This window comes from Bradyrhizobium sp. MI1.4 (genome assembly GCF_055811315.1).
Window position 1 is genome coordinate 90,065 of record NZ_JBVVPP010000002.1, and the last position, 24,450, is coordinate 114,514.

Genomic DNA, 24,450 nt, shown 5'->3' on the forward strand with positions numbered 1-24,450 from the left:
GACGTTGAGGCCCCCGCAGGGCACCCCATCCCTCAAACAGGCGCGATTTCGCGCCATTTCCCCCGATCAAGACCGGAAGCTCATGCTGTATTCCGCAACTATCAACGTCATGGTCAAGGCCGCGCGCCGCGCCGGCCGCAGCCTCAAGCGCGATCTCGGCGAGATCGAGCATCTCCAGGTCTCGCTGAAAGGACCGGCGAATTTCGTCTCGCTGGCCGACAAGCGCGCCGAGGAGATCCTCTACCAGGACCTCGCCAAGGCGCGGCCCGGCTACGGCTTCATCGGCGAGGAAGGCGGAACACGCGAGGGCTCCGACAAGAGCCATACCTGGATCGTCGATCCGCTCGACGGCACCACCAACTTCCTGCACGGCATCCCGCAATTCGCGATCTCGATCGGGCTTTCGCGCGAGGGCACGATCATCGCCGGCGTGATCTACAATCCCGCCAATGACGAGCTCTACATCGCCGAGCGCGGCAAGGGCGCCTTCCTCAACGACCAGCGGCTGCGCGTAGCCGGCCGCCGTCAGCTCAACGAATGCGTGGTGGCCTGCGGCCTGCCTCATATCGGCCGCGGCGACCACGAGGAATTCCGTCGCGAGATGACCGCGATGCAGGAGCGCGTCGCCGGCCTGCGCCGCTTCGGCGCCGCCTCGCTCGACTTGGCCTTCGTCGCCGCCGGCCGCCTCGACGGCTACTGGGAGCGCAATTTGCAATCCTGGGACATCGCGGCGGGCCTGATCATGCTGCGCGAAGCGGGCGGAACGATCACCGACATCGATACGCCGGGCGACGCGCTGGTGACAGGCAATGTCGTGTGCGGGAATGAATACGTGCACGGGGAACTGGTGAAGATCTTGCGGAAGTAGGCCGCAGCAGCACGACGGCTCGATCGACGACGGTTAGGAATCGTCGTCCTCATCGTCCTCGTCGGCTTCGTCGTCGCGATATTCACCGCCGATGGTCAGGCCCTCGATCGCCGTGGCGCCTTTCGACTTGATCACCCGGCGGAGCGGGACCGAACTCTCGCTTCGCAGTGCGTCCATCAACTGTTCCGAATGGGTGACAATCCAGATGTCGGCGCGGCGCGATGCCTTGGCGATGAGCCGGGCCAGCGGCGCAAGCAGCGACGGATGCAGGCTGGTCTCGGGTTCGTTCAGCGCAATGAACGGCGGCAGCCGATAGCCCATGAATACCGCGAGCAGGCAGATGTATTTCAGCGTCCCGTCGGATAGTTCATGAGCCCTGAACGGCCGCGGCATATCCGGCAATTGCAGATCGAATTCACACCTGCCATTTTCTTCCCATGCGCGGAGTTCGGCACCCGGGAATGCATCCTGGATCGCGTCCTGCAGGTCGTTGGCGTCTTCCCGAATGACATAGAGGGTCGCCAGGGTGGCAGCCAGATCGATGCCATCGGCGCTGAGCGAGGGCGTTGCGATCGCCAGACAAGGCTTTCGTATCGGTGACGCCGGATCAGTGCGAAAGTCATGATAGAATCGCCAGCCCAGCATTGCATTTCTGATCAGGTCGATTTCCGGGCATTGCTTGCCATCGGAAAAAGCCGCAAGCGCGGTCTCTGACGGCAGCACCGCATCCTTGTGAGCGTTCCAGGCGCCACTCTCGCCGCGGACGCTGATGAGCGAGTTTATCCGCTCCATCAGCTTGACCGTGCGTTTGCCGCGCGTCGTTTCGATCGTTTCGGCCTTGATCATCGGCTCGCCGGAAAATGCCGCCTGAAGCGGGCTGGGAAATCCGAGCTCGATGGAATATCTCATGCCGTCGAATGTCGCCGACAGCCGCAGCCGCCCGTCTTCGCCTCGCTTGCGTATGCCGGACCAGCAGACCGAATTCAAACCGCCTTCATCGGCGATCGTGCGGGTGATCTGACCGGTCGCCGCGTCGCGCAACAGCGACAAGGACTTGTAGAGATTGGACTTGCCGACTCCATTTTCGCCGACGAACACCGACAGGGGATGGATGGGTATGGAGAGCCGCCGAATGGAGCGATAGTTCGAGATCGCAATGTCGGTCGGACGCATCACATGCTCTCAATCGGCGGGCTATCTCCGCATTCGCAGTAAGGTGCGAATACGATGTTTCAATCCAGGGGTGCAGTCTGGATTGAGGCCTCCGAGAAATCAAGCCGACCGATCCGGCGTTCAATGGCCGACTCTCACCAGCGCAAACCCGACGGTCATCATCCGCGAAGGCGGATGATCCAGTATTCCAGAGACGCCGCTCGGATACGGAAAGGCCGCGGGGTACGGCATGCCCCGCCTGCGCGGGGCATGACACCTCACCTTACAGCTTGGCCGGCGCCGGCGGCCCGTACATCTCGCCCTGCTTCGCCGCCTTCTCCCGATCCCCGCCCAGCACGCGCTGCACCGAGACGAAGAACACCGGCACCATCAGCAGCGCCAGGATCACTACCGCGATCATGCCGCCCATCACGACACTGCCGAGCGCCTGCTGGCTGGCGCCGCCGGCGCCATGGGCGATGGCCATCGGCAGCACGCCGCAGATGAAGGCAAGGCCGGTCATCAGGATCGGGCGGAAGCGCAGGCGGCAGGCCTCGATGGTGGCGTCCACCAGCGGCTTGCCTTCTTTTCGAAGATCCTTGGCGAACTCGATGATCAAGATCGCGTCCTTGGCCGCAAGGCCAATGATGGTGATCAGGCCGACGGTGAAATAGACGTCGTTGGGCAGGCCGCGCAGCATCGCTGCGACCACGGCGCCGACGATGCCGAGCGGCACGGTGAGCAGCACCGCGAGCGGAATGGTCCAGCTCTCGTAGAGCGCGGCCAGGCACAGGAACACCACGAATACCGAGAGCCCGAGCAGGAACGGCGCCTGCGAGCCCGACAGCTTCTCCTGGAGCGACTGTCCGGTCCATTCATAGCCGAAGCCGCGCGGCAGCTTGCCGGCGAGCCGTTCCATCTCGGCGATGGCATCGCCTGAAGTGAAGCCGGGTTTCGCCTCGCCGGAGATGCGCACCGCCGGATAGTAGTTGAAGCCGGCGATCTGCGTCGGTCCGCGCGCCCATTCCACGGTGGTAAAGGACGAGAATGGCACGAGCTGGCCGCGGCTGTTCTTGACGTTGTAGTTGAGGATGTCCTCGGTCCGCATGCGGTCGCGGGCATCGGCCTGCACCACGACACGCTGCATGCGGCCGCGGTTCGGGAAGTCGTTGATGTAGTTCGAGCCGAGATTGGTCGAGATCGTATTGTTGATGTCCTCGAAGGTGACGCCGAAGGCGCCCGCCTTTTCGCGGTCGATCACGAGATTGACCACGCCGGCCTCGGGCAGGCCTTCGACATAGACCTTCTGAAGCACAGCGCTCGCATTGGCCTCCGCGATCAACTGATCGGCGGCGCGCATCAAGGCCGGATAACCCTTCTGGCCGCGGTCCTGGAGACGGAACGAGAAGCCCGAGGAGTTGCCGAGATTGTCGATCGGCGGCGGCTGCAGCGCGGAAATTTTTTTTGCGTCGCGGATCGACGACGACAAATCGCGGTTGATGTCGGCGACGATCGCGGCCGCAGAATCCTTCGGCCCGCGTTCCGACCAGTCCTTCAGGGTGATGAAGGCCTGCGCGGTGTTCATGCCCTGGCCGGAGAAGCTGAAGCCGGTGAGGAAGGTGACGTTGTCGACGCCCGGACGCTGCGCCAGGTATTTTTCCACTTTCTCGATCACCGCCTCGGTCCGGCCGTAGGACGAGTCCGACGGCGTCTGCACGTCGGTGGTGACGAAGCCCTGGTCGTCGACGGGCAGGAAGCCGCCGGGCAGATTGACGAAGGCCCAGGACAGGCCGGCGAGCAGCGCGACATAGACCAGCATCAAGCGGCCGGTGCGCTTCAGCGAGAAGCCGACGGTGCGGGAATATCCCTCCTTGCTGCCGTCGAGCATGCGGTTGAACCAGCCGAACACGCCCTTCTTGGCATGGCCATGACCGGCCGCGACGGGCTTGAGCAGCGTCGCACACAGTGCCGGCGTCAGCGACAGCGCGAGGAAGGCCGAGAAGCCGATCGCGGCGACCATGGTCACGGAGAACTGGCGGTAGATGATGCCGACCGAGCCCGGGAAGAACGCCATCGGCACGAACACGGCCATCAAGACCAGCGTGATACCGATGATGGCGCCGGTGATCTGCGACATCGCTTTCCGGGTCGCTTCCTTGGGCGGCAGGCCCTCCTCGGCCATGATGCGCTCGACGTTCTCGACTACGACGATGGCATCGTCGACGAGGATGCCGACGGCGAGCACCATGCCGAACATCGAGAGCATGTTGATGGAATAGCCGGCGAGCAGCAGCGTGGTACAGGCGCCCAGCAGCGCCACCGGCACCACGATGGTCGGAATGATGGTGTAGCGGATGTTCTGCAGGAACAGGAACATCACCACGAACACCAGCACGATGGCTTCGACCAGCGTCGACAACACCTTCTTGATCGAGGCCTCGACCACGGGCGTGATGTTGTATGGAATCTCGTAGCCGATATTGGCCGGGAAGAAGCGAGACAGCTCCTTCATCTTCTCTTCGACGGCGCTCGCGGTCGCCAGCGCATTGCCGGTCGGCGACATCAGCACGGAAAGACCGGCGGTCGGCTTGCCATCGAGACGGGTGTTGAACTGGTAGCTGAGGCCGCCGACCTCGATCCGCGCGACATCGCGCAGCCGCACGGTCGAGCCGTCGGCATTGGCGCGCAGGATGATGGTGCCGAATTCATCCGGGGACGAGAGCTGGCCCTTGACCAGCACCAGCGCGGAGGTGCGCTGGGTCGAGGTCGACGGCTCGGCGCCGATGCTGCCGGAAGCGACCTGCGCGTTCTGCGCGGCAATGGCCTTGTTGACGTCGTCGGCGGTCAGACCATAGCCGACCAGCTTTGCCGGATCGACCCAGACGCGCAGGCTGCGTTCGGTCGAATACAGCGTGGCGCGTCCGACGCCGGGGATGCGGCGGATCTCGCCGAGCACGTTCCGGATCATGAAGTCGCCGAGGCCGACTTCATCCAGGCTGCCGTCGGTCGAGTTCAGCGTGATGATCTGGAGCACCGCGCTGGAGGCCTCCTCGATCAGAATGCCCTGCTGGATCACCGCGCGCGGCAGCCGCGCCTCGACGCGCTTGATGCGGTTCTGCACCTCGACCGAGGCGGCGCTGGTATCGGTGCCCGGCACGAAATTGGCGATGATCTCGACCTGGCCGAGCGAGTCGCTGGTCGATTCGAAATTGAGGATGCCGGAGGCGCCGTTGAGCTCCTCCTCGATCAGCCGCGTGACGCTGTTGTAGAGGTTCTCGGGCGAGGCACCGGGATAGCTGGTCGAGATCGAGATCGAGGGCGGCGCGATGATCGGGTACTGCGCGATCGGCAACAGCGGAATCGAAATTGCGCCGACCAGACAGATGAACAGCGCGACGACCCAGGCGAAGATCGGCCTGTCGATGAAGAAGCTCGCCATGGTCTATTACCGCATCAGCTTCTGGGCGTGCCGGTTGTCGGCGGTCGCATCCGCTTCCGACCAGGATTGCGGCTTGACCTTGTCGCCGGCGGCGAACTTCTGGAAGCCTTCGACCACGACCTTGTCGCCAGCCTTCAGGCCGTCGGTGACGAACCAGATGCCGTCCTGCACCGAACCGGTGCGCACCGGCTGCACCGAGATGCGATTGTCGTCCTTGACGACGAACACCTCGCTGCCGCCGCCGCCATTGCGCTGAATCGCCTGCTGCGGCACGGCGATCGCATCGCTATCGAGACCCTGGTCGATGCGGACGCGGACATACATGCCCGGCAGCAGCTCGCGCTTCGGATTGCGGAACTCACCACGCAAGGTCACCTGACCGGTATTGGCGTCGACCTTGGCATCCGAAAACAGCAACTTGCCGTCGAGCGAGTAGAGGGTGTTGTCGTCGAGCACGAGATGCACCTTGGCGGCGTCGGGCGCGATGCGCTCGAGGTCACCGCTCTCGAAGGCGCGGCGGAGCTGGTTGAGCTCGTTCACCGACTGGGTGAAGTCGGCGTAGATCGGATCGAGCTGCTGAATGGTGGCCAGATTGGTCTCGTTCTGAACCGCGAGCGCGCCCTCGCTGACCAGGGCGGCACCGACGACGCCGTCGATCGGCGCGCGTACGGTGGCATAGTCGAGATTGAGCTTTGCGCGCGCGAGATCGGCCTTGCGGCCCTCGACCTCGGCATGGGCCTGGCGCTCGGCCGCGATCGCCTTCTCGTTCTCGGCTTCGGGCGCGGCGCGCTGGCTGGTGAGCGTGGCGATGCGGCGCGCCTGCTGCTGGGACTGCATCAACGCGGCCTCGGCCTTGGCGACCGCAGCCTCGTTGGCCATCACCTCGACCTCGAACGGACGCGGATCGATCCGATACAGTGGATCGCCGGCCTTCACCTCGCTGCCCTGCCGGAACAGGCGCTCGACCACGATGCCGGACACGCGCGGCCGCACGTCGGAGACGCGCGTCGGCGCAATGCGGCCCGGCAGCTCGCGCACCACGGCACGCGGCTGCGGCTTGACGATGACGATGCTGACGTCGGGGTCGTTGGGCTGGGCGGCTGAAATGGCGGAGCTGGATTCGTCGCAGCCCGCCAACAGCGGCGTAAAGGCCGCGAGCATCATTGCAACGCATGCCGATCGCGCGCGAAGTCCTGACATGAAATGGGGTGCCCCGATATTGTTGAAACCGATCACGCTCGGCGCGAGGCCCGTTCTGGGCCATAGCACGCGGCTGATGCGGTCAAAATAGAGCGGACGTGCTGCGACGCAACGCACCTTGCGGGCGGCCCAATGTCACACGGCCTAGGGTGCTGAGTTCACGGCGTTTTTCGCGTCTCACCCGATTGTGAGTCCGGTTCCATCACCGCGTGCTGCGTCAGAAGACCGCAATTACCCCGCCGCCTTCATCCGGTAGTGGCTGACGCCCCACTCGGTTCCGTCGGCATAGCCGAACAGGCCCGAGGTCGCGAGAAAGAACCAGCGCCAGCGTCGCATTCGCTGGGCGGTCTCCTCGCCATGGATGTTGCGTAAGGCCGCCTCGACGGCGTCGCGATGCGCGTCGAAATTTGCGAGCCAGTCGTTGGCGGTGCGCTGATAGTGCGTGCCGCTCCAGCACCATTCCTTCTCGACGGTGAAAATATCGTCGAATTGCCTGACGAGGTGATGGCTCGGCATCAGCCCGCCCGTGGAGACGCGCTGCGCGATCCAGTCGTCGCGATCGGCCCGGTCGAACAGGTGAGAGCCGGAGCGATGGGCGACGATGTGCATGAAGAACCGCCCCTCCGGCGCGAGCCATGATCGCAAGCGCGTCATCAGCTTGCGCCAGTTCATCACGTGCTCGAACATCTCGACCGACACGATGCGGTCGAATTGCCCGTCGGGCGCGAACACGTTGATGTCGGCGCAGATCACCCGCAGGTTGAGGAGACCGCGCAGCCGCGCCTCTTCCTCGATATGGGCGCGCTGCGCCTGCGAGCTCGACACCGCCGTCACCTTGGCGTGCGGAAACTGCCGCGCCATCCACAGCGACAGCGAGCCCCAGCCGCAGCCGAGCTCGAGGATGGTCTGACCATCGGCGAGAGCGGCATGCTCGGCGGTCTGGCGCTGCGCCTCCTCCTCGGCCTCCCGCAAGGTGGTCGCGTCGGTCTTGTAGAAGCAGCAGGAGTATTTGCGGTTGGGACCGAGCACCTTCGCAAAGAACGAAGCGGGCACCTCGTCGTGCTCGGCATCCGCGTCCTCGGCGATCGGCCGCAGCATCATCCGCCCGGCGAAGGCGGCATCGTCCGCCCCGCCCAGCGCGGACAGGCGCGTCACCGTGCGCGAGCACAGGCGCTGGATCGCCGCGCGGATCACGACATCAGGCAACGGCACCCGTTCGGCAGTCCCGATGATCGCGGACACGACGCTCATGCGACGACTCCGTCTTGGGCGGCGGGTTTTGGCGCCAGGGGAAAAAGTGCGACTTGAACCTGTGGAATGCCGACGATTTGCAAAGTACGTCCTTACCAAAGCCCGGTTTCAGCTTTGGGTTCCCCAGCTCTGCCCGAAATCGGCGCATCCGGCGCTTTTTTTGGGCTGGCGCTGTGCCATAGTGCGCCCCGCAAGCAAGTTAACGGATGATACCGGCCATGCCGCCAGGCGCCTCGCCCCGCTCCTCCCTCGACATCGAATACACCAAGCTTTCCTCGCCCAGCGTCTTTCTGGTGCGGATGCTGGTCTTCCTGGTGCTCTGCACCCTGGTGGGCGTGGTGCTCTATAAGCAGATCATCCAGGCCTTCTTCGCCAATCCCGGCCTCAATGCCCTGATCGGCGGCGTGCTGTTCATCGGCATCATCCTGGCCTTCCGCCAGGTGATCCGGCTGTATCCCGAAGTCTCCTGGGTCAACAATTTCCGCATCGCCGATCCCGGCCTTGCGCCCGCCCGCCACCCCAAGCTGCTGGCGCCGATGGCGATGATCCTCGGCGGCGAGCGCACCGGGCGGATGTCGATCACCCAGACCACCATGCGGCACCTGCTCGATTCGATCGCGACCCGCCTCGACGAGGCCCGCGACATCTCCCGCTACATGACCGGGCTGCTGGTCTTCCTCGGCCTGCTCGGCACCTTCTGGGGCCTGATCGAAACGGTCGGCTCGGTCGGCAAGGTGATCGACGGGCTCAAGGTCGGCGGAGATTCCGGCGCCCTGTTCGACACGCTGAAGGAGGGGCTGGCCGCCCCACTCGGCGGCATGGGCATCTCGTTCTCGAGCTCGCTGTTCGGCCTCGCCGGCTCGCTGATCCTGGGCTTCCTCGACCTGCAATCGAGCCAGGCGCAGAACCGTTTCTACACCGACCTCGAAGACTGGCTTGCCACCACCGTGCGCGAATATGGCAGCGGCGAGGTGGCTGTTGCCGGCACTGGCGGTGGCATTGCCAGCGGCGAGCTTCAGGCCGTCGTCGAGCGCTTACGCTCCGTGCTCGAGGAAGGCAGCGGCAGCCGCGGCACCACCGCGGCGATGGCGAGCCTCGCCGAAGCCATCCAGGCGCTGGTCTCGCATATGCGGACCGAGCAGCAGATGATCCGCGAATGGGCCGACGGCCAGGGCGAGCAGAACCGCGAGATCCGGCGCCTGCTGGAGCGCATCGCGCGTCAGCCCGAGAAGGGTTAGCGACATGGCACTGGCGCGCGGTCGCCGCGGCGATACCTCCTTCAACTACTGGCCCGGCTTCGTCGACGCGCTGTCGACGCTGGTGCTGTCGATCGTGTTCCTGCTGTCGGTGTTCCTGGTCGTGCAGTTCTTCCTGTCGCAGGAGGTCACCGGCAAGGACAAGGCGCTGGAGCAGCTCAACGCCAAGATCGCGCAGCTCAACGAATTACTGTCGCTGGAGAAGCTCGGCAAGCTCACGCTCGACGACCAGGTCTCGTCGCTGAAGGCCGGCCTCGCTTCGGCCGAGAGCGAGCGCGACCGCATCAAGGGCCTCTATGAGGGGCTCGCCGCGGCCGGCAACGATGCGCAAGGCAAGTCCTCCGAGCTCGGCAAGGCGCTGGATTCCGAGAAGGCGGTTTCGGCCCGGGCGCTGGCGCAGATCGAGGTGCTGAACCAGCAGATCAGCGCGCTGCGGCGGCAATTGGCCGCGCTGGAAGAGGCGCTCGACGTTAGCGAGAAGCGCGACAAGGAATCGCAAAATCGCATCGCCGACCTGGGCTCTCGCCTGAATGTCGCCCTGGCGCAGCGCGTGCAGGAATTGTCGCGCTATCGCTCGGAATTCTTCGGCCGCCTGCGCGCCATCCTCGGCAACCGCCCCGACATCCGCATCGTCGGCGATCGCTTCGTATTCCAGTCCGAAGTTTTCTTCGACACCGGACAGGCGGTGCTGCTGCCCGAAGGCCGCGCCGAGCTCGACACGCTCGCAACCGCGCTGATCGATCTCGACAAGAAAATCCCGAACGAGATCCCCTGGGTGCTGCGTGTCGACGGCCATACCGACGTGCGCCCAGTCAACGGTCCGAACTTCAAGTCGAACTGGGACCTCTCGGCCGCGCGCTCGATCTCCGTGGTGCAGTACCTGATCTCGCTCGGCGTGTCGGCCCAGCGCCTGGTCGCCGCCGGCTTCGGCGAATTCCAGCCGCTCGACACGGCCAACACCGAGGAAGCCTACAAGCGCAACCGCCGCATCGAGCTGAAGCTGACGGAGCGGTAGTGAGCGCCCTCCACCTCCGCCCTTACCGTCCCGAGGACGAGGCCGCCTCGATTGACCTGTGGCATCGCACCTGGCAGCAGGCCTATCCGCAGATCGACTTCGCGGCCCGCCTGGACTGGTGGCGCGAGCGCTGGCGCAAGGAGCTGGTGCCGAAGGCTTCGATCGTGGTCGCGGAGCAGGACGGCGCGCTGACCGGCTTCGTCACCATCGACGGCGACGGTTATCTCGACCAGCTCGTGGTCGATCCCGCGCACTGGGGCTCGGACGCGGCGCGGCTGCTGGTGGATGAGGCCAAGCGCCTGTCACCGGCGGGCGTGACACTGCTTGTCAACAAGGACAACAGCCGCGCCATCCGCTTCTACGAGCGCAACGGCTTCGCGCATGCCGGCGACGAGGTGAACCCGACCTCGGGACGTCCGGTGCTGAAGATGATTTGGCAACCTTAGATTCTGGCGATCTTGATTCTGGACGCGTGACGGCCGTCACGTCGGGATCCCAGGACGTCAGCTAGTCGTTGTGCCCGCAAGTTGCGCCGGCAAGCGGATGGAGATGACCGATGAAATTGAGCGATCTGGCCAAGGGGTCTTCGGTCCTGCTCGGCGTCATCGTCGCCGGATATGTTTCGACGAGCTATGTCGACCAGCACCTCGCCACGCCGGTCAAGACGACGAGTGCTCCGACGAATGGCCTTGGGCCATCGGCCTGCGTTGATGAGGACGGGAGCTGGAAGAACTGGCCATGGCCGAACGTGCCGGCGCTGTCGCCGAAGTGCTGATAAGCAGTGCTGCCGTCAACTCGCCGCGGTGCGCTCTCGGCTCAAGCGGAGTTCAAGCTCGAACTGCCAGCTTTCGGCTTGGCGGATCGCGCGTTGGCTGTCTTCGCGAAGCCGGATCGACTCATCGATCGCTCGCTGCGCCCGCTCCAAAAGTTCGTGGGTTTCCTTGCTGAATGGCGGGGCCATGAGGCGCACTCCCATTGAGGCGGGAGCACAAATCATCTCTCAGGCACCGACGCCTACGGACGAGCCTTTGGCCGGCGATACCTGATTAGGCGCCACATCCGGGGGAACTGCAAGGTTCATCCACTCGGCTCAGGGGCGCGGGCTGCCCTATCCGAAATTCCGGAAGCCCACGATGGGCAATCCGAAACTCAGCACAACGATGACGCCGCTACCAGCGACAACAAGCAGCGCCGCTTTCCACCCCGCAAGGCCGCGCTTTTGCTGTCGAATAGCGAACAGGATGAGGAGGATGAACAGTACCGGACCGATCAGAACAATCATTCACAACACCGTCCACTCCGTCAGCTCAACGAACAACGCCTGCCGCATCGTTCTTGCTAGGAATCACCCAATCGATTGCGAGCAGGCAACTTTCGACGACAATGAAGGCGGCCAGACCGCCGAGCCAACCGAAGAAGACCACGGAAAAGGTAGCAAGCAAGAGCGCGCAGAAGACGTCGGCGACAAGCTTGCCGTTGCGCTCGCCTCGGGTCTGGTCGGCTGTCGAATAAGGCATTTGGCTTCTCCTGGGTCGGCCCGAACCCTAGCTTCAGCAGCCGCGGCCGTCCACTCCCTCCGCGCGCGCCAACGCTGTCCGAAATTCCTGAAGCCAACGACGAGCATTCCGAAACTCATCAAAACGACGACGCCCATGTTCTGCGACAGCCAGCAGCGCCGCTTCCATCGATCACCTTACGATGTGGCCGATTCGAATCGCGCAGCCGATCAGATCGACAAATGTCCGCTATCGACCCGGCTACGAAGGGAGACCACGTGGTGCGACGCTCTCGCCAAAAGCTCCGCTGTCATTCCCCGCGGAGGCGGGGAATCCAGTACGCCGCGGCTTATCGCTTGATCACTTCCGTCTCGATCGCCCGCCTGCGCGGGGGATGACAGCCTGAATGAAGCGGCAGTCCAGACTACCTCGCCTCACGCCCCCTCGAACTGCAACCTCGCCAGCCTGGCATAGAGCCCGTTCGCAGCGACGAGCTCCGCATGCGTGCCCTGCTCGACGATCCGGCCCTGGTCCATCACCAGGATGCGGTCGCACGACAAGACGGTTGCGAGGCGGTGCGCGATGACGAGCGTGGTGCGGTGGCGCATCAGCTCTTCCAGCGCGGTCTGCACCAGCGTCTCGCTTTCGGCATCGAGCGCGGAGGTGGCTTCATCGAGCAGCAGCAGCGGCGCATCGCGCAGGATCGCACGCGCAATCGCGATGCGCTGGCGCTGGCCGCCGGACAGCGTCACGCCGCGCTCGCCGAGCGGGGTGTCGAAACCTTCGGGCAGACGGCGGATGAACTCGGCGGCGTGCGCGAGCTCGGCCGCGCGCTCGACCTCGGCATCGGTGGCATCGGGTCGGCCGAAGCGGATGTTGTCGCGGGCACTGGCCGCGAACACGTTGGATTCCTGCGGCACCAGCGCGATACGCGAACGGAATTCGCGGGGATCGGCGGATTTGACCGGCACGCCGTCGAGCGAGATCGCGCCGCTGCGCGGATCGTAGAAGCGCAACAAGAGATGAAAGATCGTGCTCTTGCCGGCGCCGGACGGACCGACGATCGCGACTTTCTCGCCGGGACGCACGGCGAACGACACGGCATCGAGCACATTGACGTCGCGCCGCGCCGGATAGGCGAAGCTGACATGGTCGAAGCCGACTTCGCCGCGCGCCGGCACCGGCAGCGCGCGCGGCGAAGCGGGCGCCGTGATGTCGGGCTGCACATGCAGGATCTCGAACAGGCGCTCGGCAGCGCCTGATGCCGCCGAGATCTCGCCCCAGACTTCGCTGAGCTGGCCGAGGCCGGCCGCGGCGAAGGCCGCATAGAGCACGAACTGGCCGAGCCGGCCCGGCGTGATGGTGCCGGTCAGCACGTCGTGCGAGCCGATCCAGAGGATCGCGACCACGCTTGCGAACACGATGAAGATGATGATGGCGGTGAGCACGGCACGGGCCTGCGTGGAGGTGCGCGCGGCTTCATAGGCCTGCTCGACCTCGCCGCCGAAGCGCTTCTCGGCGAGGCTCTCGCTGGTATAGGCCTGCACGGTACGGATCGCACCGACCAGCTCGCTCGCATAGGCGGAGGCCTCGGCCAGCGTGTCCTGCGCATTGCGCGACAGACGGCGCACCCAGCGCCCGAAGGCGACCAGCGGCAGCACGATCAGGGGAATGGCGAGCAGCACGAAGCCCGACAGCCGCGGGCTGGTGATCACCATCATCGCCGCGGCACCGAAGAACATCATCAGATTGCGCAGCGCGATCGAGACCGAGGCGCCGACGGAGGATTTGATCTGGGTGGTGTCGGCGGTGAGGCGCGACACCAGCTCGCCGCTGCGCGCGGAATCGAAGAAGGCCGGCGACAGCGACAGCAGATGGGCGAAGACGTCACGCCTGAGATCGGCGACGATGCGCTCGCCGATCGTCATCACGAGGTAGTAGCGCGCGGCACTCGCCAGCGCGAGCACGGCGACGACGGCGATCATCACCGAGAAGTAGCTGTTGATCAGCTCGATGCCCTCAGGCGTCAGGCCGAAATCGATCATCCTGCGCACCGCGACCGGCACCAGCAGGGTGGTCAGTGCCGCGATCGTCAGCGCGACGAAGGCCAGCGCCGCCCGGCCGCGATAGCGGGCGACATAGGGCGCGAGCGCCAACAGCGGCCGCAGCTTCGCGCGGCTCTTCGCCGGCGCCTCGATCAGGTCGGCCTCGATCGACGGGGCTTCCGCGGACCCGGTTTCAAGCCGTTCTACTGCGCTCATGAGATCCGACCAAAAGACAAAGAGAGGTGCTCCGCTCCAGATAGGCCGGGCGAGCGGGAGTGGCAAATCCGGGATGTCCCTTAGGGGGCCGCCCGGTCCCCTACTAAGGCCCTGCAATGGCTTGTTTTACAGGGCCTCGTGGGGTATAGACCGCGCCAAATCCGTCATTCGATAGCCACTCAAGTGAGGCGCCGGGGCGCCGAGGAATTGCCATGAAAGCCGAAATTCACCCGAACTATCATACGATTAAGGTCGTGATGACCGACGGAACCGAGTACCTGACCCGCTCCACCTGGGGCAAGGAAGGCGACACGCTGAACCTCGACATCGACCCCAAGTCGCACCCGGCCTGGACCGGCGGCAACGCGCAGCTGCTGGATCGCGGCGGCCGCGTCTCGCGCTTCCAGAAGAAGTTTTCGGGCTTTCTCAAAAAGGATTGATCCGGCCCCTCGAGGCTGGAGACGAAAACGCCCCCGGAGAGCCGGGGGCGTTTTTTGTTTTGGGGGCGCTCGTCGCAGTGACGGGAGCTTACCGCTCGAACGCCGCCTTCAACGCGTTGAGATGCGGCACCAGCGGGTTGCCGATCGAGGAATGATCGACCGGCGGGGTGTGGATGGTGGTGTCCAGGCGGCGCACGCGAGTCTGGAGGCTCATCGAGCGATGGATCAGATCCTGGAGCTGCGACGGCAGCTTCTCGATGGTGTCGGTGGGACCGGGATCGGCGGCGGAGAGCTTGACCTTGGTCTTTTCGCGATTGGCCTGGCCCAGCGTCATCTCGCCTTCCTTCACGGCGCGATGCAGCAGCAGCCACGAGGCGAGCTGCATCAGGCGGGTGGTCAGGCGCATGCTCTCGGTCGCATAGGTGAGGCTGACGGCACGATCGAGCGCCTTGGCCTCGGAGCGGCCGGCGCCATCGAGATAGGCGGCGGTCTCCTCGACCAGGTCCATGCCCTCACGGAACAGAACGCCGAACGCCGCAGAATTGGTGAACCGCTCGCTGAGTTGAACGAGAGCGCCTTCGGCTTGCAAACGTTCCATGGTTAACGCCCCTTACGCAACTGTCTGACTGCCCGGCTTTGGCACCGGCTTATGATGAACAAATCATTGCGCGGGCCGGACGCCGAGTCCAGTGACAAGCGCGGATATGGTTTCCGCGGGTCTTTGCCCGGAATTCAACCGGTGCGAGACGAAAAAAAGCGGAGCTGGGCGCAAAAAAAAGAGCCGCCGGAAAACCGGCGGCTTTGAAAGTTGATAACAGGGAGGCGTCAAACAGAGTGGACAGGAGCCACTCGGTGTCCAAACAAGGACAGTTCCCAGTCATAAACTCGAAAGCTTAATGTGGAGTAAACGAGCGATTATCTTGAGGGTTCGTTAGCCATGTCGGTCAGTGGCGAGTGAGCTGCGGAACAAACTCTCCCCGTCGCCCCGGCCTAGTGCGCAATTGCGCACGGGGGGCCCTTAGCCACAGGGAAAAGTCGTCGCGCGAGCCGGCAACTCCGAGTCTTCGGAAAACTGCTCGCACGGCGTATGGGTCCCGGCCTCCGCCGGGACGACAGCTATTGTTTCGAGCCTACTTCTTGAAAACGCTGTTGGCCGCATCGCGCGAGGCGCGTTTCTTTGTTGCGGCTTCTTCCAATCTTGCGATCTCGCCCTTGAGCAGCGCGATGCGCTCGGTCAGTTCTTCCACCGACAACAGTGAGAGATCCTGTCCGATGTCATGGCTGATCTTCTTGCGCGGGCGGTCGTCGTCTTCCATCGCCATCCTGGTTCCTCCTGCGTTCGCCTCACAAGCGGCTGAGGCGGTTGCCAGCCTGCACCCCGCTGGCTAAGCAATGGCCTCGTTCCATCCCGCACCTTTGCTCAAGGACACATCATGGACAAGCTGCCCGCGCAAATGACCGTGGTCGCCATCTCGAAACCCGGCGGACCGGAAGTGCTGGTGCCGGAACAACGGGCGCTGCCGCAGCCCGGCCCCGACGAGATCCTAGTCAAGGTGCAGGCCGCCGGCGTCAACCGGCCCGACGTCGCGCAGCGCTCCGGCGCCTATCCGCCGCCGCCCGGCGCCAGCGACCTGCCCGGCCTCGAAATCGCCGGCGAAGTGGTGGCCGTCGGCAGCAACGCCAAGCGGCACAAGATCGGTGACAAGGTGATGTCGCTGGTCGCCGGTGGCGGTTATGCGCAGTACTGCATCGCGCAGGACGGTCAGGCGATGAGCGTGCCGCCGTCGCTGTCGATCAAGGAAGCCGGCGCACTGCCGGAAACACTGATGACGGTCTGGCACAATGTGTTCGAGCGCGGCGCCCTGAAGGCCGGCGAGACGCTGCTGATCCACGGCGGCTCTTCCGGCATCGGCACCATGGCGATCCAGCTCGCAAAAGCTTTCGACGCCAAGGTGATCGTCACCGTGGGATCGCAGGACAAGATCGATGCCTGCCTCAAGCTCGGCGCGGATCGTGCCATCAACTACAAGACCGAAGACTTCGTCGCCGTGGTCAAGGCGGAGACCAACAATGCCGGCGCCAATCTGATCCTCGACATGGTCGCCGGCGACTATGTCGATCGCAACTATGACGCCGCAGCGCTCGACGGCCGCATCGTGCAGATCGCGACCCTCAACGGGCCCAAGGTCACCGTCAACATCGCCAAGGTGATGGTGAAGCGCCTGACCCATACCGGCTCGACGCTGCGCCCCCGTAGTAATGCGGACAAGGCGGCGATGGTGGCCGCGATCGAGGCGAAAGTGATGCCGCTTTTGCGCGAAGGCCGCGTCAAGCCGCTGATGGACAGCACTTTCCCGCTGGAAAAGGCATCCGACGCGCACCGGCGGATGGAAACCTCGGCACATATTGGCAAAATTGTGTTGGAGGTCTAGGCCAACGGCCCACAGGGCAAGCCGGAAACCCTTTGATTTTCCTTGCTTTCGTGGCATCTATCGCGACGCACCGAACCACCTTGTTCCGTTCGGAAAACGCCGTGCACCGAAGAGCCTGCACCGAAGAGTTTGCGTCGAACGCGGAGAACTGACCTTGCGTCTGATCAGGTGCCTCGCGCCCATAGCGCTGGGCCTCATGATTCTCGTCTGCGCGTTCCCGGCGCGCGCGCTGGACGCTGTCAGCGTCCGCGGTGACGCGCCCGCGATCGACCTCACCGGCGTGCTCGAGCATCAGCGCAGCGACGCCGACCGCATCCAGGTCTCGACCGCGCCCGGCACCGACGGCATCGTCCGCCGCATCGAGGTGCGCGCCCGCGAAGGCGGCCAGAACTGGGTGGTGTTCGCGCTCGCCAACAACACCGACGACCAGCTCGACCGCCTGATCGTCGCCCCGCATTACCGTATCGTCTCCTCGGGGCTGCTGTGGCCCGACCTCGGGCTGTCGCGCATCGCGACCATCACGCCCTCGACCGGCGACCGGCCGGAGCGGCAGGAGAGCCCGACCGCCGACGTCTTCCGCGTCACCCTCGATCCCGGCGCGGTCGTCACCTTCGTCGCGGAGCTGCGCACCGACAAGCTGCCGCAGCTCTATCTGTGGGAGCCGGAATCCTACAAGGACAAGGTCAACTCGTTCACGCTGTACCAGGGCATCGTGATCGGCATCTCCGGCTTGCTGGCGCTGGTGCTGACAATCCTGTTCGTGGTCAAGGGCAGCATCATGTTCCCGGCCGCCGCGGCGCTGGCCTGGGCGGTGTTGGTCTATATCGGCGTCGATTTCGGCTTCTGGGGCAAGGTGCTCGACATGTCGAACAACGCCGAGCGCATCTGGCGCGCGGCGGGTGAGGCGATCCTGGCGGCGACGCTGCTGGTGTTCCTGTTCGCCTATCTCAATCTCAGTCGATGGCACGTGCGCTATTCCCACATCACCGTGGGCTGGCTCGCGTTCCTGGGATCACTGGTGGCGCTGGCCCTGTTCGACCCTGCGGTGGCCTCCGGCATCGCGCGCATATCGCTGGTGCTGATTGCCTTCGCCGGCTTCGCGCTGATCGTCTATCTCTCCACCCACGGCTTCGACCGCGCTGTGCTGCTGATCCCGACCTGGTTCCTGCTGGTGGTCTGGGTGGTCGCGGCCGGCATGACGGTCGCAGGCTCCGTCACCAACGACATCGTCGGCCCTGCGCTGCTCGGCGGCCTCGTGCTGATCGTGATGCTGATCGGCTTCACGGTGATGCAGCATGCGTTCGCCGGCGGCGGCGCCACCACCGGCGTCGTCTCCGACATCGAGCGCCGCGCGCTGGCGCTGGCCGGTTCCGGCGATTTGATCTGGGACTGGGACGTGTCCGCCGACAAGGTCTTTACCAGCCCTGAGACCGAGGCCCTGCTCGGCCTCAAGCGCGGCACGCTGGAAGGCCCGGCCGCCTCCTGGCTCGAAGTGCTGCACCCGCTCGACCAGGACCGTTTCCGCGCCGCGCTCGACAGCGTGCTCGACCAGCGCCGCGGCCGCTTGGTGCAGGATTTCCGCCTGCGCACGCCGGACGGTCACTTCATGTGGTTCGCGCTGAAGGCGCGCCCGGTGGTCGGCTCCGACGGCGAGGTCTCGCGCGTGGTCGGCACCCTCACCGACGTCACCGAGCTGCGCAACGCCGAGGAGCGCCTGCTGCACGATTCGGTGCATGACAATCTCACCGGCCTGCCCAACCGCAAGCTGTTCATGGACCGGCTCGGCGCCGTCGCGCATTTCGCCAAGACCATGCCGACGCTGCGGCCGACGCTGATGGTGATCGACCTCGACCGCTTCAAGCAGGTCAACGATTCCGTCGGCATCGCGGTCGGCGATTCCATCCTGCTGACGCTGGCCCGCCGCCTCACCCGCATCCTGAAGCCGCAGGATACACTGGCGCGGCTCGCCGGCGACCAGTTCGGCTTGATCCTGCTCTCGGAGCAGGACCCCGCCCGCATCACCGCCTTCGCCGAGACCATCCGCAAGACCATCCGCGCGCCGATCGCCTTCAACGAACGCGAGATCTTTCTCACGGCCTCGATCGGCCTCGCCTTGTCCGATCCGCAAGTTCAGCTCACGGACGAGATCATCAAGGACGCCGAGCTCGCGATGTATCACTCCAAGCGCATCGGCGGCGACCGCATCGACGTCTACAAGTCCGCGATGCGCGCGCGAAAAACCGACCGGCTGACGCTGGAGAGCGAACTGCGCCGCGCCATCGAGCGGCAGGAGCTCACGATCCTGTACCAGCCGATCGTGCGGCTTGAAGACCGTTCGGTCGCCGGCTTCGAGGCGCTGGTGCGCTGGGATCATCCCAAGCTCGGACGCATGGCGCCCTCGGAATTCATCACCATCGCGGAAGAGACTGGCCTGATCATCGACCTTGGCATGTTCGTGCTCGACCAGACCGCCAAGCAGCTCTCGATCTGGCAGCGCGCGATGCGCTCGCGCGAGCCGATCTTCGCATCGGTCAACGTCTCCTCGCGGCAATTGCTGCGCCACGATCTGATCCACGACATCCGCACCGTGCTGTCGCGCTCCTCGGTCGCGCGCGGCACGCTGAAGCTGGAGCTGACGGAATCGCTGGTGATGGAGAATCCGGAGCACGCGGCGCAGATGCTGACGCGCATCCGCGAACTCGGCACCGGGCTGTCGCTCGACGATTTCGGCACCGGCCATTCGTCACTGGCCTATCTGCAGCGCTTCCCGTTCGACACCATCAAGATCGACCAGTCCTTCGTGCGCACCACCAACCGCGGCACCCGCCCGGTGATCCTGAAGTCCATCATCGCGCTCGCGCACGACCTCGGCATGGACGTGGTCGCCGAAGGTGCCGAGACCGATTCCGACGCGGTCGAGCTCTACCAGATGGGCTGCGAATACGCGCAAGGGTTTGCCTTTGGCGAACCCATGGATGCCGACGCCGCGATGCGCCTGCTCACGGAAGTGCGCCTGGAAGCGGCGAGCTAGCTTCCCTTCGCCTCACCCAGGCCTGCGCCGGTCACTCTTCAGCTTGGTGAACCGCACGCTCGCACCGTCCGGCATCCGCATCGCCTTGAAACCCGCGGCGAGGCAGGCTTCGCGTTGCGGCATCTGGATATCCGGGCTGCGCAGGCTGTCCCACCATGAGGCACGATTCGCCGCGCGCGGCAGGGCCGCGCCGATAATCTCTTCGATCTGTTCATAGGTCAGCACGAATTCCGCCTGCTTCTGCCGCATCAGATAATCGCGCAACGCGTCGTAGTCGTTCACCGCTGTCCTCTTCGCTGGTCGAAGCTCCGCTTTGCCCAAAAACGTGAGCCGCGGAAACCAATTTTTAACTCATTCCGGCAGCGCCGTCCCGGCTTAAACACTACTCAAGCTTTCGGGCGCATTCACTGGTGTCGGGAGCAAACGATGTTGTCTCGATGGCGCGACGTCACGGCCCGCCGGCCATGGCGGCTTTCGGCGAAGCTGCTGATCATCTCGTCCGTGGTGACGGTGATCGGCTTTTCCGCCATTTGCGTCAACGTCATGCTGGACATGCGCCGCGGCGAGGAGGCGCTCGCCCGCCAGACGCTGGAAAACCTGGCGACGACCATCGAGTCCGACGTCAGCCGCAACATCGAGATCTACGATCTGGCCCTTAAGGCGGTCGCCAGCAACATGCTGCTGCCGGAAATCGCCACGGTCTCGAAGCCGATCCGTCACCTCATCCTGTTCGACCATTCGACCACGGCGAGGCATTTCGGCGCGATCCAGGTGTTCGACGCCGACGGCCGGTTGACCATTGACGCCTCGACGCTCGATCCCGTTGTCGTGAACCGGGGCGACGAGGATTACTTCAAGGCCCATCGGGACAATCCGCAAGCCGGGCTCTTCATCAGCCGTCCCATGCTGTTCCGCGGCGCTTATTCGATCGTGCTGAGCCGGCGCATCAGCGACACCGACGGCGGCTTCCTCGGCGTCGTCGCCGGCTCGATCCGCTTCAGCTATTTCCACGAATTGTTCGAGCGGCTGAGCCTCGATCCCGACGATACCATCACCGTGCTCAGGCGCGACCGTACCGTCATGATGCGGCGGCCGTTTGATCTCGACGTGATCGGCACGAATCTGGCCGACCGGCCGGTCTGGAAGGCCGAAAATCTGAAGGTCGGCAGCGCATTCGCCGGACAGGGGCCGATCGACGGCACGCCGCGGCTCTATGTCCGCAGCGGTGGGACCAGCCCGCTATTCGTGGTGGCAGGTAAGCCACTGAACACCGTGTTCGAGCTCTGGCAGAGGGAAGCCTACCGCATCGGCGCCGTGGTCGTGGCGCTCAGCCTGTTCATGCTGGCATCGACGCTGGTGCTCGCGCGCGAGATCGGCCGGCGCGCCGAGGCCGAGCGCAAGCTCGAGCAGATGGCGACGACCGACGCGCTCACCGGTCTGAAGAACCGCCGCAAGTTCGACCAGGTGATCGACGTCGAATGGCGCCGCGCGATGCGGCAGCAGACGCCGATCGCGCTGTTGATGATCGATGCCGATCACTTCAAGGCCTACAACGACACGTTCGGCCACCAGGCCGGCGACCAGGTGCTGGTCGGCATCGCCATCTGCATTTCCGATTCGGTGAGCCGCGCCGGCGACTGCGCCGCGCGCTATGGCGGTGAGGAATTCGCCGTGCTGCTGCCGGGCACCTCGGTCACGGACGCCCTCCTGGTGGCCGAGAAGATCCGCGCCAAGGTGCAGGGATGGTCCGACGACCACACGAGCTCCACGGTGTCCTGCGGCATCGCGAGCCTCGTTCCCACCACCGGCATGGACTGGCCGATCCTGGTCGCCGCCGCCGACAAGGCGCTCTACGCCGCAAAAGCCGGCGGCCGCAACCAGTCGGTGGTCGCAAGCTTGCCGAAGCTGTCGCTAGTGGCGTGAGGGTTTCGTTTCGTCATTGCGAGCGAAGCGAAGCAATCCAGACTGTCTCCGCGAAGACAGCCTGGATTGCTTCGTCGCTTCGCTCCTCGCAATGACGATCGGAGCGCTACTGCCCCAAATACTTCTTCATTTCCGCAATGAGCCCGTCACGCAGCTCCGGCCGCTTCAGTCCGTAGGCGATGTTGGCGCGGAGGAAGCCGGGCTTGGAGCCGCAATCATGGCGCTCGCCCTCGAACTCGACGCCGTAGAAGCTTTGCGATCTGGCGAGGCCGATCATGGCATCGGTGAGCTGGATCTCTCCGCCGGCGCCGCGCTCCTGGGTCTCCAGGATCTTGAAGATCTCCGGCTGCAGGATGTAGCGGCCGGTGATCGAGAGGTTGGAGGGCGCGGTGCCCTTGGCCGGCTTCTCGACCATGCCGTCGACCTCGAACATCTTGCCGGTGCGTTTGCCGACGCCGCAGATGCCGTATTGATGGGTCAGATGGTCGGGCACCGCCTCGACCGCGATGACGTTGGATTTTTCGCCGAGCTTGCTGGCGGTGTCGATCATCTGCTTCAGGCAGCCGGGCGAATTGAGCACGAGTTCGTCCGGCAGCACGACCGCGAACGGTTCGTTGCCGACGATGTCGCGTGCGCACCAGACCGCGTGACCGAGGCCGAGCGGCGCCTGCTGGCGGGTGAAGCTGACGGCGCCGGCCTCCGGCTGGTTCTGCGCCAGAACGTCCTGCTCGGTCTTCTTGCCGCGCGCGGCCAGCGTCGCATCGAGCTCGAACATCCGGTCGAAATGATCTTCGATGACATTTTTGTTGCGGCCGGTGACAAAGATGAAGTGCTCGATGCCGGCTTCCCGGGCCTCGTCATAGACGTACTGGATCAGCGGCTTGTCGACGATCGTCAGCATTTCCTTCGGCATCGCCTTGGTGGCGGGCAGGACGCGGGTGCCGAGGCCGGCAACGGGAAATACGGCTTTGCGGATTTTCATGGGATTGATCGAATACCTGAGGAACACGTGAAGGGAGCAATGGCATCTTGCTAGCTTGTTTGCAGCCGCCAACAAAGGCGGATGTGGGGCCTCATCCTCACAGAGTTAAGAAAAAGGCCACCATCAAAATTTCACCTTTGTTAAGCTGTTGGCAACCGTAACCAGGCCTCCTGAGGGCGGATTTTGGCCGGACAGGTGTGGACATGATGCAATCAATGGCAGGGCTGGCAAAACGGGGCGGGTCCGTGACCGGTGCGACGATGATTGCGACCGCCCTGCTGTTCCCACTTCCCGCCAGCGCGCAGGCTCAGAACGGTTTGTCCAATCTGTTCGGCGGTATTTTCTCCGGCCCGAACCAGGCGCCTTCGCCAGCAGCGCCCGGGCCCAGCGGCGCTCAAACGGGAGTTCAACCTTGGACCGGCGAGGATGGCGCCTCCGGGCATCCGCTGATGACAGCCGCCGCGATCCGAGAGGCCGCGGGTAACTTCAACAATTGCGTCGCAGGCATGTGGCCCGATGCCGCACGGCGCAACATCACGCAGGAAGATTTCCAGCGCTTCACGGCAGGCCTCGCGCCCGATCTGCGCATCATGGACCTGATGGATTCGCAGCCCGAGTTCACCAAGTCGATTTGGGATTATCTCGACATCCTCGTGAACGACAACCGCCTCGCCAAGGGCCGCGAGGTCCTGGCCAAATACAAGGCGCAGTTCGAGGCCACCGAAAAAGCCACCGGCGTCGATCGTTATGTCATCGCCTCGATCTGGGGCATCGAGTCCAACTACTCGACGCAGATGGGCGACCGCAGCGTGCTGCAATCGACCGCGACGCTCGCCTGCATCGGCCGCCGCCAGGCTTACTTCAAGGACGAATTCCTCTCCGCGCTGGAGATCCTCAACCGCGGCGATCTCAGGCCCGAACAATTGCGCGGCTCCTGGGCCGGCGCCTTCGGCCCGACCCAGTTCATGCCGACCGCATTCAAGCGCTTTGCCGTGGACGGCGACGGCGACGGCCGGCGTGACGTCGTCGACAATCCCTCCGACCTGATTGCGTCGACCGCCAACAATCTGAAGAAGGACGGCTGGCAGGCCGGCCAGACCTGGGGCTACGAGGTCGTGGTGCCCCAAGGCTTCAACTACATGCTGGCCGACCGCGCCAAGGCGATGACGGTAGCGCAGTGGGAGAAGCTCGGCCTCAAGCGCCCGACCAACCAGCCCTTCCCGCATCCAGCCGAGAAGGCCTATCTGCTGGCGCCGGCCGGTGCCCAAGGGCCCGGCTTCCTGATGCTGCAGAACTTCCGGGTCATCATGAAGTACAACCCGGCCGAGGCCTATGCGCTGGCGATTGGCCATTTCGCCGATCGCCTCCGCGGCGGCCAGCCGTTCGTTCAGCCCTGGCCGCGGCAGGAACGGGAGCTGTCCCGGACCGAGCGGCTGGAACTCCAGCAGCTGCTGGCCCAGCGCGGCTTCTACAAGGGCACCCCGGACGGCCAGTTCGGCGGCCAGACCCGGGAAGCCCTGCGCAACTTCCAGGCCTCGATCGGGGTCCCCGCGGACGGATTTGCCTCCTCTGATGCGCTGAATCGGCTGCGCGGGCAATAAAATCGCGCCGAAAGTAACCCTGAACAGGGATTTTGGCCGGCAGTCTTGACCGGGGCGGCGGTTCGCCGTGTATGGGCCAATAATTCTGGGCCGAGAATCTGGG

22 protein-coding genes are annotated in these 24,450 nt (G+C 64.7%); 10 read left to right on the plus strand and 12 right to left on the minus strand.

The features are described from left to right. The first annotated feature begins 82 nt into the window (after positions 1-82). Complete coding sequence (locus AC0L23_RS02770; protein WP_018454609.1) at positions 83-868, plus strand: inositol monophosphatase family protein; 786 nt, start codon at positions 83-85, stop codon at positions 866-868. A gap of 33 nt (positions 869-901) precedes the next feature. Here the strand turns inward: AC0L23_RS02770 and AC0L23_RS02775 are convergent, their stop codons facing one another. From AC0L23_RS02775 to AC0L23_RS02790, 4 genes are all read right to left on the minus strand, one after another. Further along, a complete protein-coding gene (locus AC0L23_RS02775) occupies positions 902-2,041 on the minus strand; it encodes an AAA family ATPase (protein ID WP_085361605.1) in 1,140 nt (379 codons plus the stop codon). A 262-nt stretch (positions 2,042-2,303) separates the two neighbouring features. Then, complete coding sequence (locus AC0L23_RS02780) at positions 2,304-5,459, minus strand: multidrug efflux RND transporter permease subunit (protein ID WP_473356770.1); 3,156 nt, start codon at positions 5,457-5,459, stop codon at positions 2,304-2,306. A gap of 6 nt (positions 5,460-5,465) precedes the next feature. Continuing rightward, entirely contained in the window at positions 5,466-6,659 is a 1,194-nt protein-coding gene (locus AC0L23_RS02785) for an efflux RND transporter periplasmic adaptor subunit (protein WP_085351844.1), read from the minus strand. 231 nt (positions 6,660-6,890) lie between these two features. Continuing rightward, complete coding sequence (locus tag AC0L23_RS02790; protein ID WP_085385084.1) at positions 6,891-7,910, minus strand: SAM-dependent methyltransferase; 1,020 nt, start codon at positions 7,908-7,910, stop codon at positions 6,891-6,893. A gap of 218 nt (positions 7,911-8,128) precedes the next feature. Here AC0L23_RS02790 and AC0L23_RS02795 point away from each other — a divergent pair, with 218 nt between their 5' ends. The 4 genes from AC0L23_RS02795 to AC0L23_RS02810 all read left to right on the plus strand — a co-directional run bounded on the left by AC0L23_RS02795 (position 8,129) and on the right by AC0L23_RS02810 (position 10,956). Further along, positions 8,129-9,148: a flagellar motor protein MotA gene (locus tag AC0L23_RS02795; protein WP_018454614.1), complete on the plus strand. Its 1,020-nt coding sequence runs from the start codon at positions 8,129-8,131 to the stop codon at positions 9,146-9,148. A gap of 4 nt (positions 9,149-9,152) precedes the next feature. Next, the gene (locus AC0L23_RS02800; protein ID WP_085361609.1) at positions 9,153-10,181 is read left to right on the plus strand and encodes a peptidoglycan -binding protein; all 1,029 of its coding nucleotides are present in this window, start codon (positions 9,153-9,155) and stop codon (positions 10,179-10,181) included. Beyond that, entirely contained in the window at positions 10,181-10,627 is a 447-nt protein-coding gene (locus tag AC0L23_RS02805) for a GNAT family N-acetyltransferase (RefSeq protein WP_085361610.1), read from the plus strand. Before AC0L23_RS02800 ends, AC0L23_RS02805 begins: the two co-directional genes overlap by 1 nt. Positions 10,628-10,737: 110 nt before the next feature. Further along, on the plus strand, positions 10,738-10,956 hold the full coding sequence (locus AC0L23_RS02810) for a hypothetical protein (protein WP_018454617.1): 219 nt from the start codon (positions 10,738-10,740) through the stop codon (positions 10,954-10,956). A gap of 15 nt (positions 10,957-10,971) precedes the next feature. Here AC0L23_RS02810 and AC0L23_RS02815 read toward each other — a convergent pair whose 3' ends face one another. The 4 genes from AC0L23_RS02815 to AC0L23_RS02830 form a co-directional block, all read right to left on the minus strand. Continuing rightward, positions 10,972-11,142: a hypothetical protein gene (locus AC0L23_RS02815; protein WP_157642917.1), complete on the minus strand. Its 171-nt coding sequence runs from the start codon at positions 11,140-11,142 to the stop codon at positions 10,972-10,974. A 147-nt stretch (positions 11,143-11,289) separates the two neighbouring features. After that, complete coding sequence (locus AC0L23_RS02820; RefSeq protein ID WP_162847278.1) at positions 11,290-11,463, minus strand: hypothetical protein; 174 nt, start codon at positions 11,461-11,463, stop codon at positions 11,290-11,292. 25 nt (positions 11,464-11,488) lie between these two features. Further along, entirely contained in the window at positions 11,489-11,698 is a 210-nt protein-coding gene (locus tag AC0L23_RS02825; protein WP_085361611.1) for a hypothetical protein, read from the minus strand. A 413-nt stretch (positions 11,699-12,111) separates the two neighbouring features. Next, on the minus strand, positions 12,112-13,938 hold the full coding sequence (locus AC0L23_RS02830; protein WP_085351760.1) for an ABC transporter ATP-binding protein/permease: 1,827 nt from the start codon (positions 13,936-13,938) through the stop codon (positions 12,112-12,114). A 212-nt stretch (positions 13,939-14,150) separates the two neighbouring features. Here AC0L23_RS02830 and rpmE point away from each other — a divergent pair, with 212 nt between their 5' ends. Further along, positions 14,151-14,378: a 50S ribosomal protein L31 gene (gene rpmE / locus AC0L23_RS02835; RefSeq protein WP_018454622.1), complete on the plus strand. Its 228-nt coding sequence runs from the start codon at positions 14,151-14,153 to the stop codon at positions 14,376-14,378. An 88-nt stretch (positions 14,379-14,466) separates the two neighbouring features. On the opposite strand, the gene rcdA is transcribed toward rpmE, so the two are convergent. Both rcdA and AC0L23_RS02845 read right to left on the minus strand, forming a co-directional pair. Beyond that, positions 14,467-14,976: a protease adaptor protein RcdA gene (gene rcdA, locus AC0L23_RS02840; protein WP_085361612.1), complete on the minus strand. Its 510-nt coding sequence runs from the start codon at positions 14,974-14,976 to the stop codon at positions 14,467-14,469. Positions 14,977-15,508: 532 nt separating this feature from the next. Further along, on the minus strand, positions 15,509-15,700 hold the full coding sequence (locus AC0L23_RS02845) for a DUF1192 domain-containing protein (protein ID WP_007605502.1): 192 nt from the start codon (positions 15,698-15,700) through the stop codon (positions 15,509-15,511). 111 nt (positions 15,701-15,811) lie between these two features. On the opposite strand from AC0L23_RS02845, the gene AC0L23_RS02850 reads away from it, so the two are divergent. Both AC0L23_RS02850 and AC0L23_RS02855 read left to right on the plus strand, forming a co-directional pair. Further along, positions 15,812-16,810 (plus strand): NAD(P)H-quinone oxidoreductase, encoded by a 999-nt coding sequence (locus AC0L23_RS02850; RefSeq protein ID WP_085385083.1) that lies wholly within the window; start codon positions 15,812-15,814, stop codon positions 16,808-16,810. Between the two features lie 154 nt (positions 16,811-16,964). Then, positions 16,965-19,841: an EAL domain-containing protein gene (locus AC0L23_RS02855; RefSeq protein ID WP_026232774.1), complete on the plus strand. Its 2,877-nt coding sequence runs from the start codon at positions 16,965-16,967 to the stop codon at positions 19,839-19,841. A gap of 12 nt (positions 19,842-19,853) precedes the next feature. Here AC0L23_RS02855 and AC0L23_RS02860 read toward each other — a convergent pair whose 3' ends face one another. Next, a complete protein-coding gene (locus tag AC0L23_RS02860) occupies positions 19,854-20,123 on the minus strand; it encodes a DUF7662 domain-containing protein (protein ID WP_018454627.1) in 270 nt (89 codons plus the stop codon). 144 nt (positions 20,124-20,267) lie between these two features. Between AC0L23_RS02860 and AC0L23_RS02865 the strand changes: the two genes are divergently transcribed. Then, positions 20,268-21,764, plus strand: a complete 1,497-nt coding sequence (locus AC0L23_RS02865; RefSeq protein ID WP_085385082.1) for a sensor domain-containing diguanylate cyclase — start codon at positions 20,268-20,270, stop codon at positions 21,762-21,764. 106 nt (positions 21,765-21,870) lie between these two features. Here AC0L23_RS02865 and AC0L23_RS02870 read toward each other — a convergent pair whose 3' ends face one another. After that, complete coding sequence (locus AC0L23_RS02870) at positions 21,871-22,746, minus strand: UTP--glucose-1-phosphate uridylyltransferase (protein ID WP_085351843.1); 876 nt, start codon at positions 22,744-22,746, stop codon at positions 21,871-21,873. A gap of 203 nt (positions 22,747-22,949) precedes the next feature. Between AC0L23_RS02870 and AC0L23_RS02875 the strand changes: the two genes are divergently transcribed. Then, the gene (locus AC0L23_RS02875; RefSeq protein ID WP_198957649.1) at positions 22,950-24,347 is read left to right on the plus strand and encodes a lytic murein transglycosylase; all 1,398 of its coding nucleotides are present in this window, start codon (positions 22,950-22,952) and stop codon (positions 24,345-24,347) included. The last annotated feature ends 103 nt before the right edge of the window (positions 24,348-24,450 follow it).

Excerpts from the sequence above, each read along its gene's own strand:
- AC0L23_RS02820 (WP_162847278.1), bottom strand. The coding sequence starts at position 11,463 with ATGATTGTTCTGATCGGTCCGGTACTGTTCATCCTCCTCATCCTGTTC.
- AC0L23_RS02865 (WP_085385082.1), top strand. The coding sequence starts at position 20,268 with ATGTTGTCTCGATGGCGCGACGTCACGGCCCGCCGGCCATGGCGGCTT.
- AC0L23_RS02815 (WP_157642917.1), bottom strand. The coding sequence starts at position 11,142 with ATGGCCCCGCCATTCAGCAAGGAAACCCACGAACTTTTGGAGCGGGCG.
- AC0L23_RS02850 (WP_085385083.1), top strand. The coding sequence starts at position 15,812 with ATGGACAAGCTGCCCGCGCAAATGACCGTGGTCGCCATCTCGAAACCC.
- AC0L23_RS02775 (WP_085361605.1), bottom strand. The coding sequence starts at position 2,041 with ATGCGTCCGACCGACATTGCGATCTCGAACTATCGCTCCATTCGGCGG.
- AC0L23_RS02875 (WP_198957649.1), top strand. The coding sequence starts at position 22,950 with ATGATGCAATCAATGGCAGGGCTGGCAAAACGGGGCGGGTCCGTGACC.
- AC0L23_RS02845 (WP_007605502.1), bottom strand. The coding sequence starts at position 15,700 with ATGGCGATGGAAGACGACGACCGCCCGCGCAAGAAGATCAGCCATGAC.
- AC0L23_RS02825 (WP_085361611.1), bottom strand. The coding sequence starts at position 11,698 with ATGCCTTATTCGACAGCCGACCAGACCCGAGGCGAGCGCAACGGCAAG.
- AC0L23_RS02870 (WP_085351843.1), bottom strand. The coding sequence starts at position 22,746 with ATGAAAATCCGCAAAGCCGTATTTCCCGTTGCCGGCCTCGGCACCCGC.
- AC0L23_RS02810 (WP_018454617.1), top strand. The coding sequence starts at position 10,738 with ATGAAATTGAGCGATCTGGCCAAGGGGTCTTCGGTCCTGCTCGGCGTC.
- AC0L23_RS02770 (WP_018454609.1), top strand. The coding sequence starts at position 83 with ATGCTGTATTCCGCAACTATCAACGTCATGGTCAAGGCCGCGCGCCGC.
- AC0L23_RS02830 (WP_085351760.1), bottom strand. The coding sequence starts at position 13,938 with ATGAGCGCAGTAGAACGGCTTGAAACCGGGTCCGCGGAAGCCCCGTCG.
- AC0L23_RS02785 (WP_085351844.1), bottom strand. The coding sequence starts at position 6,659 with ATGTCAGGACTTCGCGCGCGATCGGCATGCGTTGCAATGATGCTCGCG.
- AC0L23_RS02790 (WP_085385084.1), bottom strand. The coding sequence starts at position 7,910 with ATGAGCGTCGTGTCCGCGATCATCGGGACTGCCGAACGGGTGCCGTTG.
- AC0L23_RS02800 (WP_085361609.1), top strand. The coding sequence starts at position 9,153 with ATGGCACTGGCGCGCGGTCGCCGCGGCGATACCTCCTTCAACTACTGG.
- rpmE (WP_018454622.1), top strand. The coding sequence starts at position 14,151 with ATGAAAGCCGAAATTCACCCGAACTATCATACGATTAAGGTCGTGATG.
- AC0L23_RS02780 (WP_473356770.1), bottom strand. The coding sequence starts at position 5,459 with ATGGCGAGCTTCTTCATCGACAGGCCGATCTTCGCCTGGGTCGTCGCG.
- rcdA (WP_085361612.1), bottom strand. The coding sequence starts at position 14,976 with ATGGAACGTTTGCAAGCCGAAGGCGCTCTCGTTCAACTCAGCGAGCGG.
- AC0L23_RS02795 (WP_018454614.1), top strand. The coding sequence starts at position 8,129 with ATGCCGCCAGGCGCCTCGCCCCGCTCCTCCCTCGACATCGAATACACC.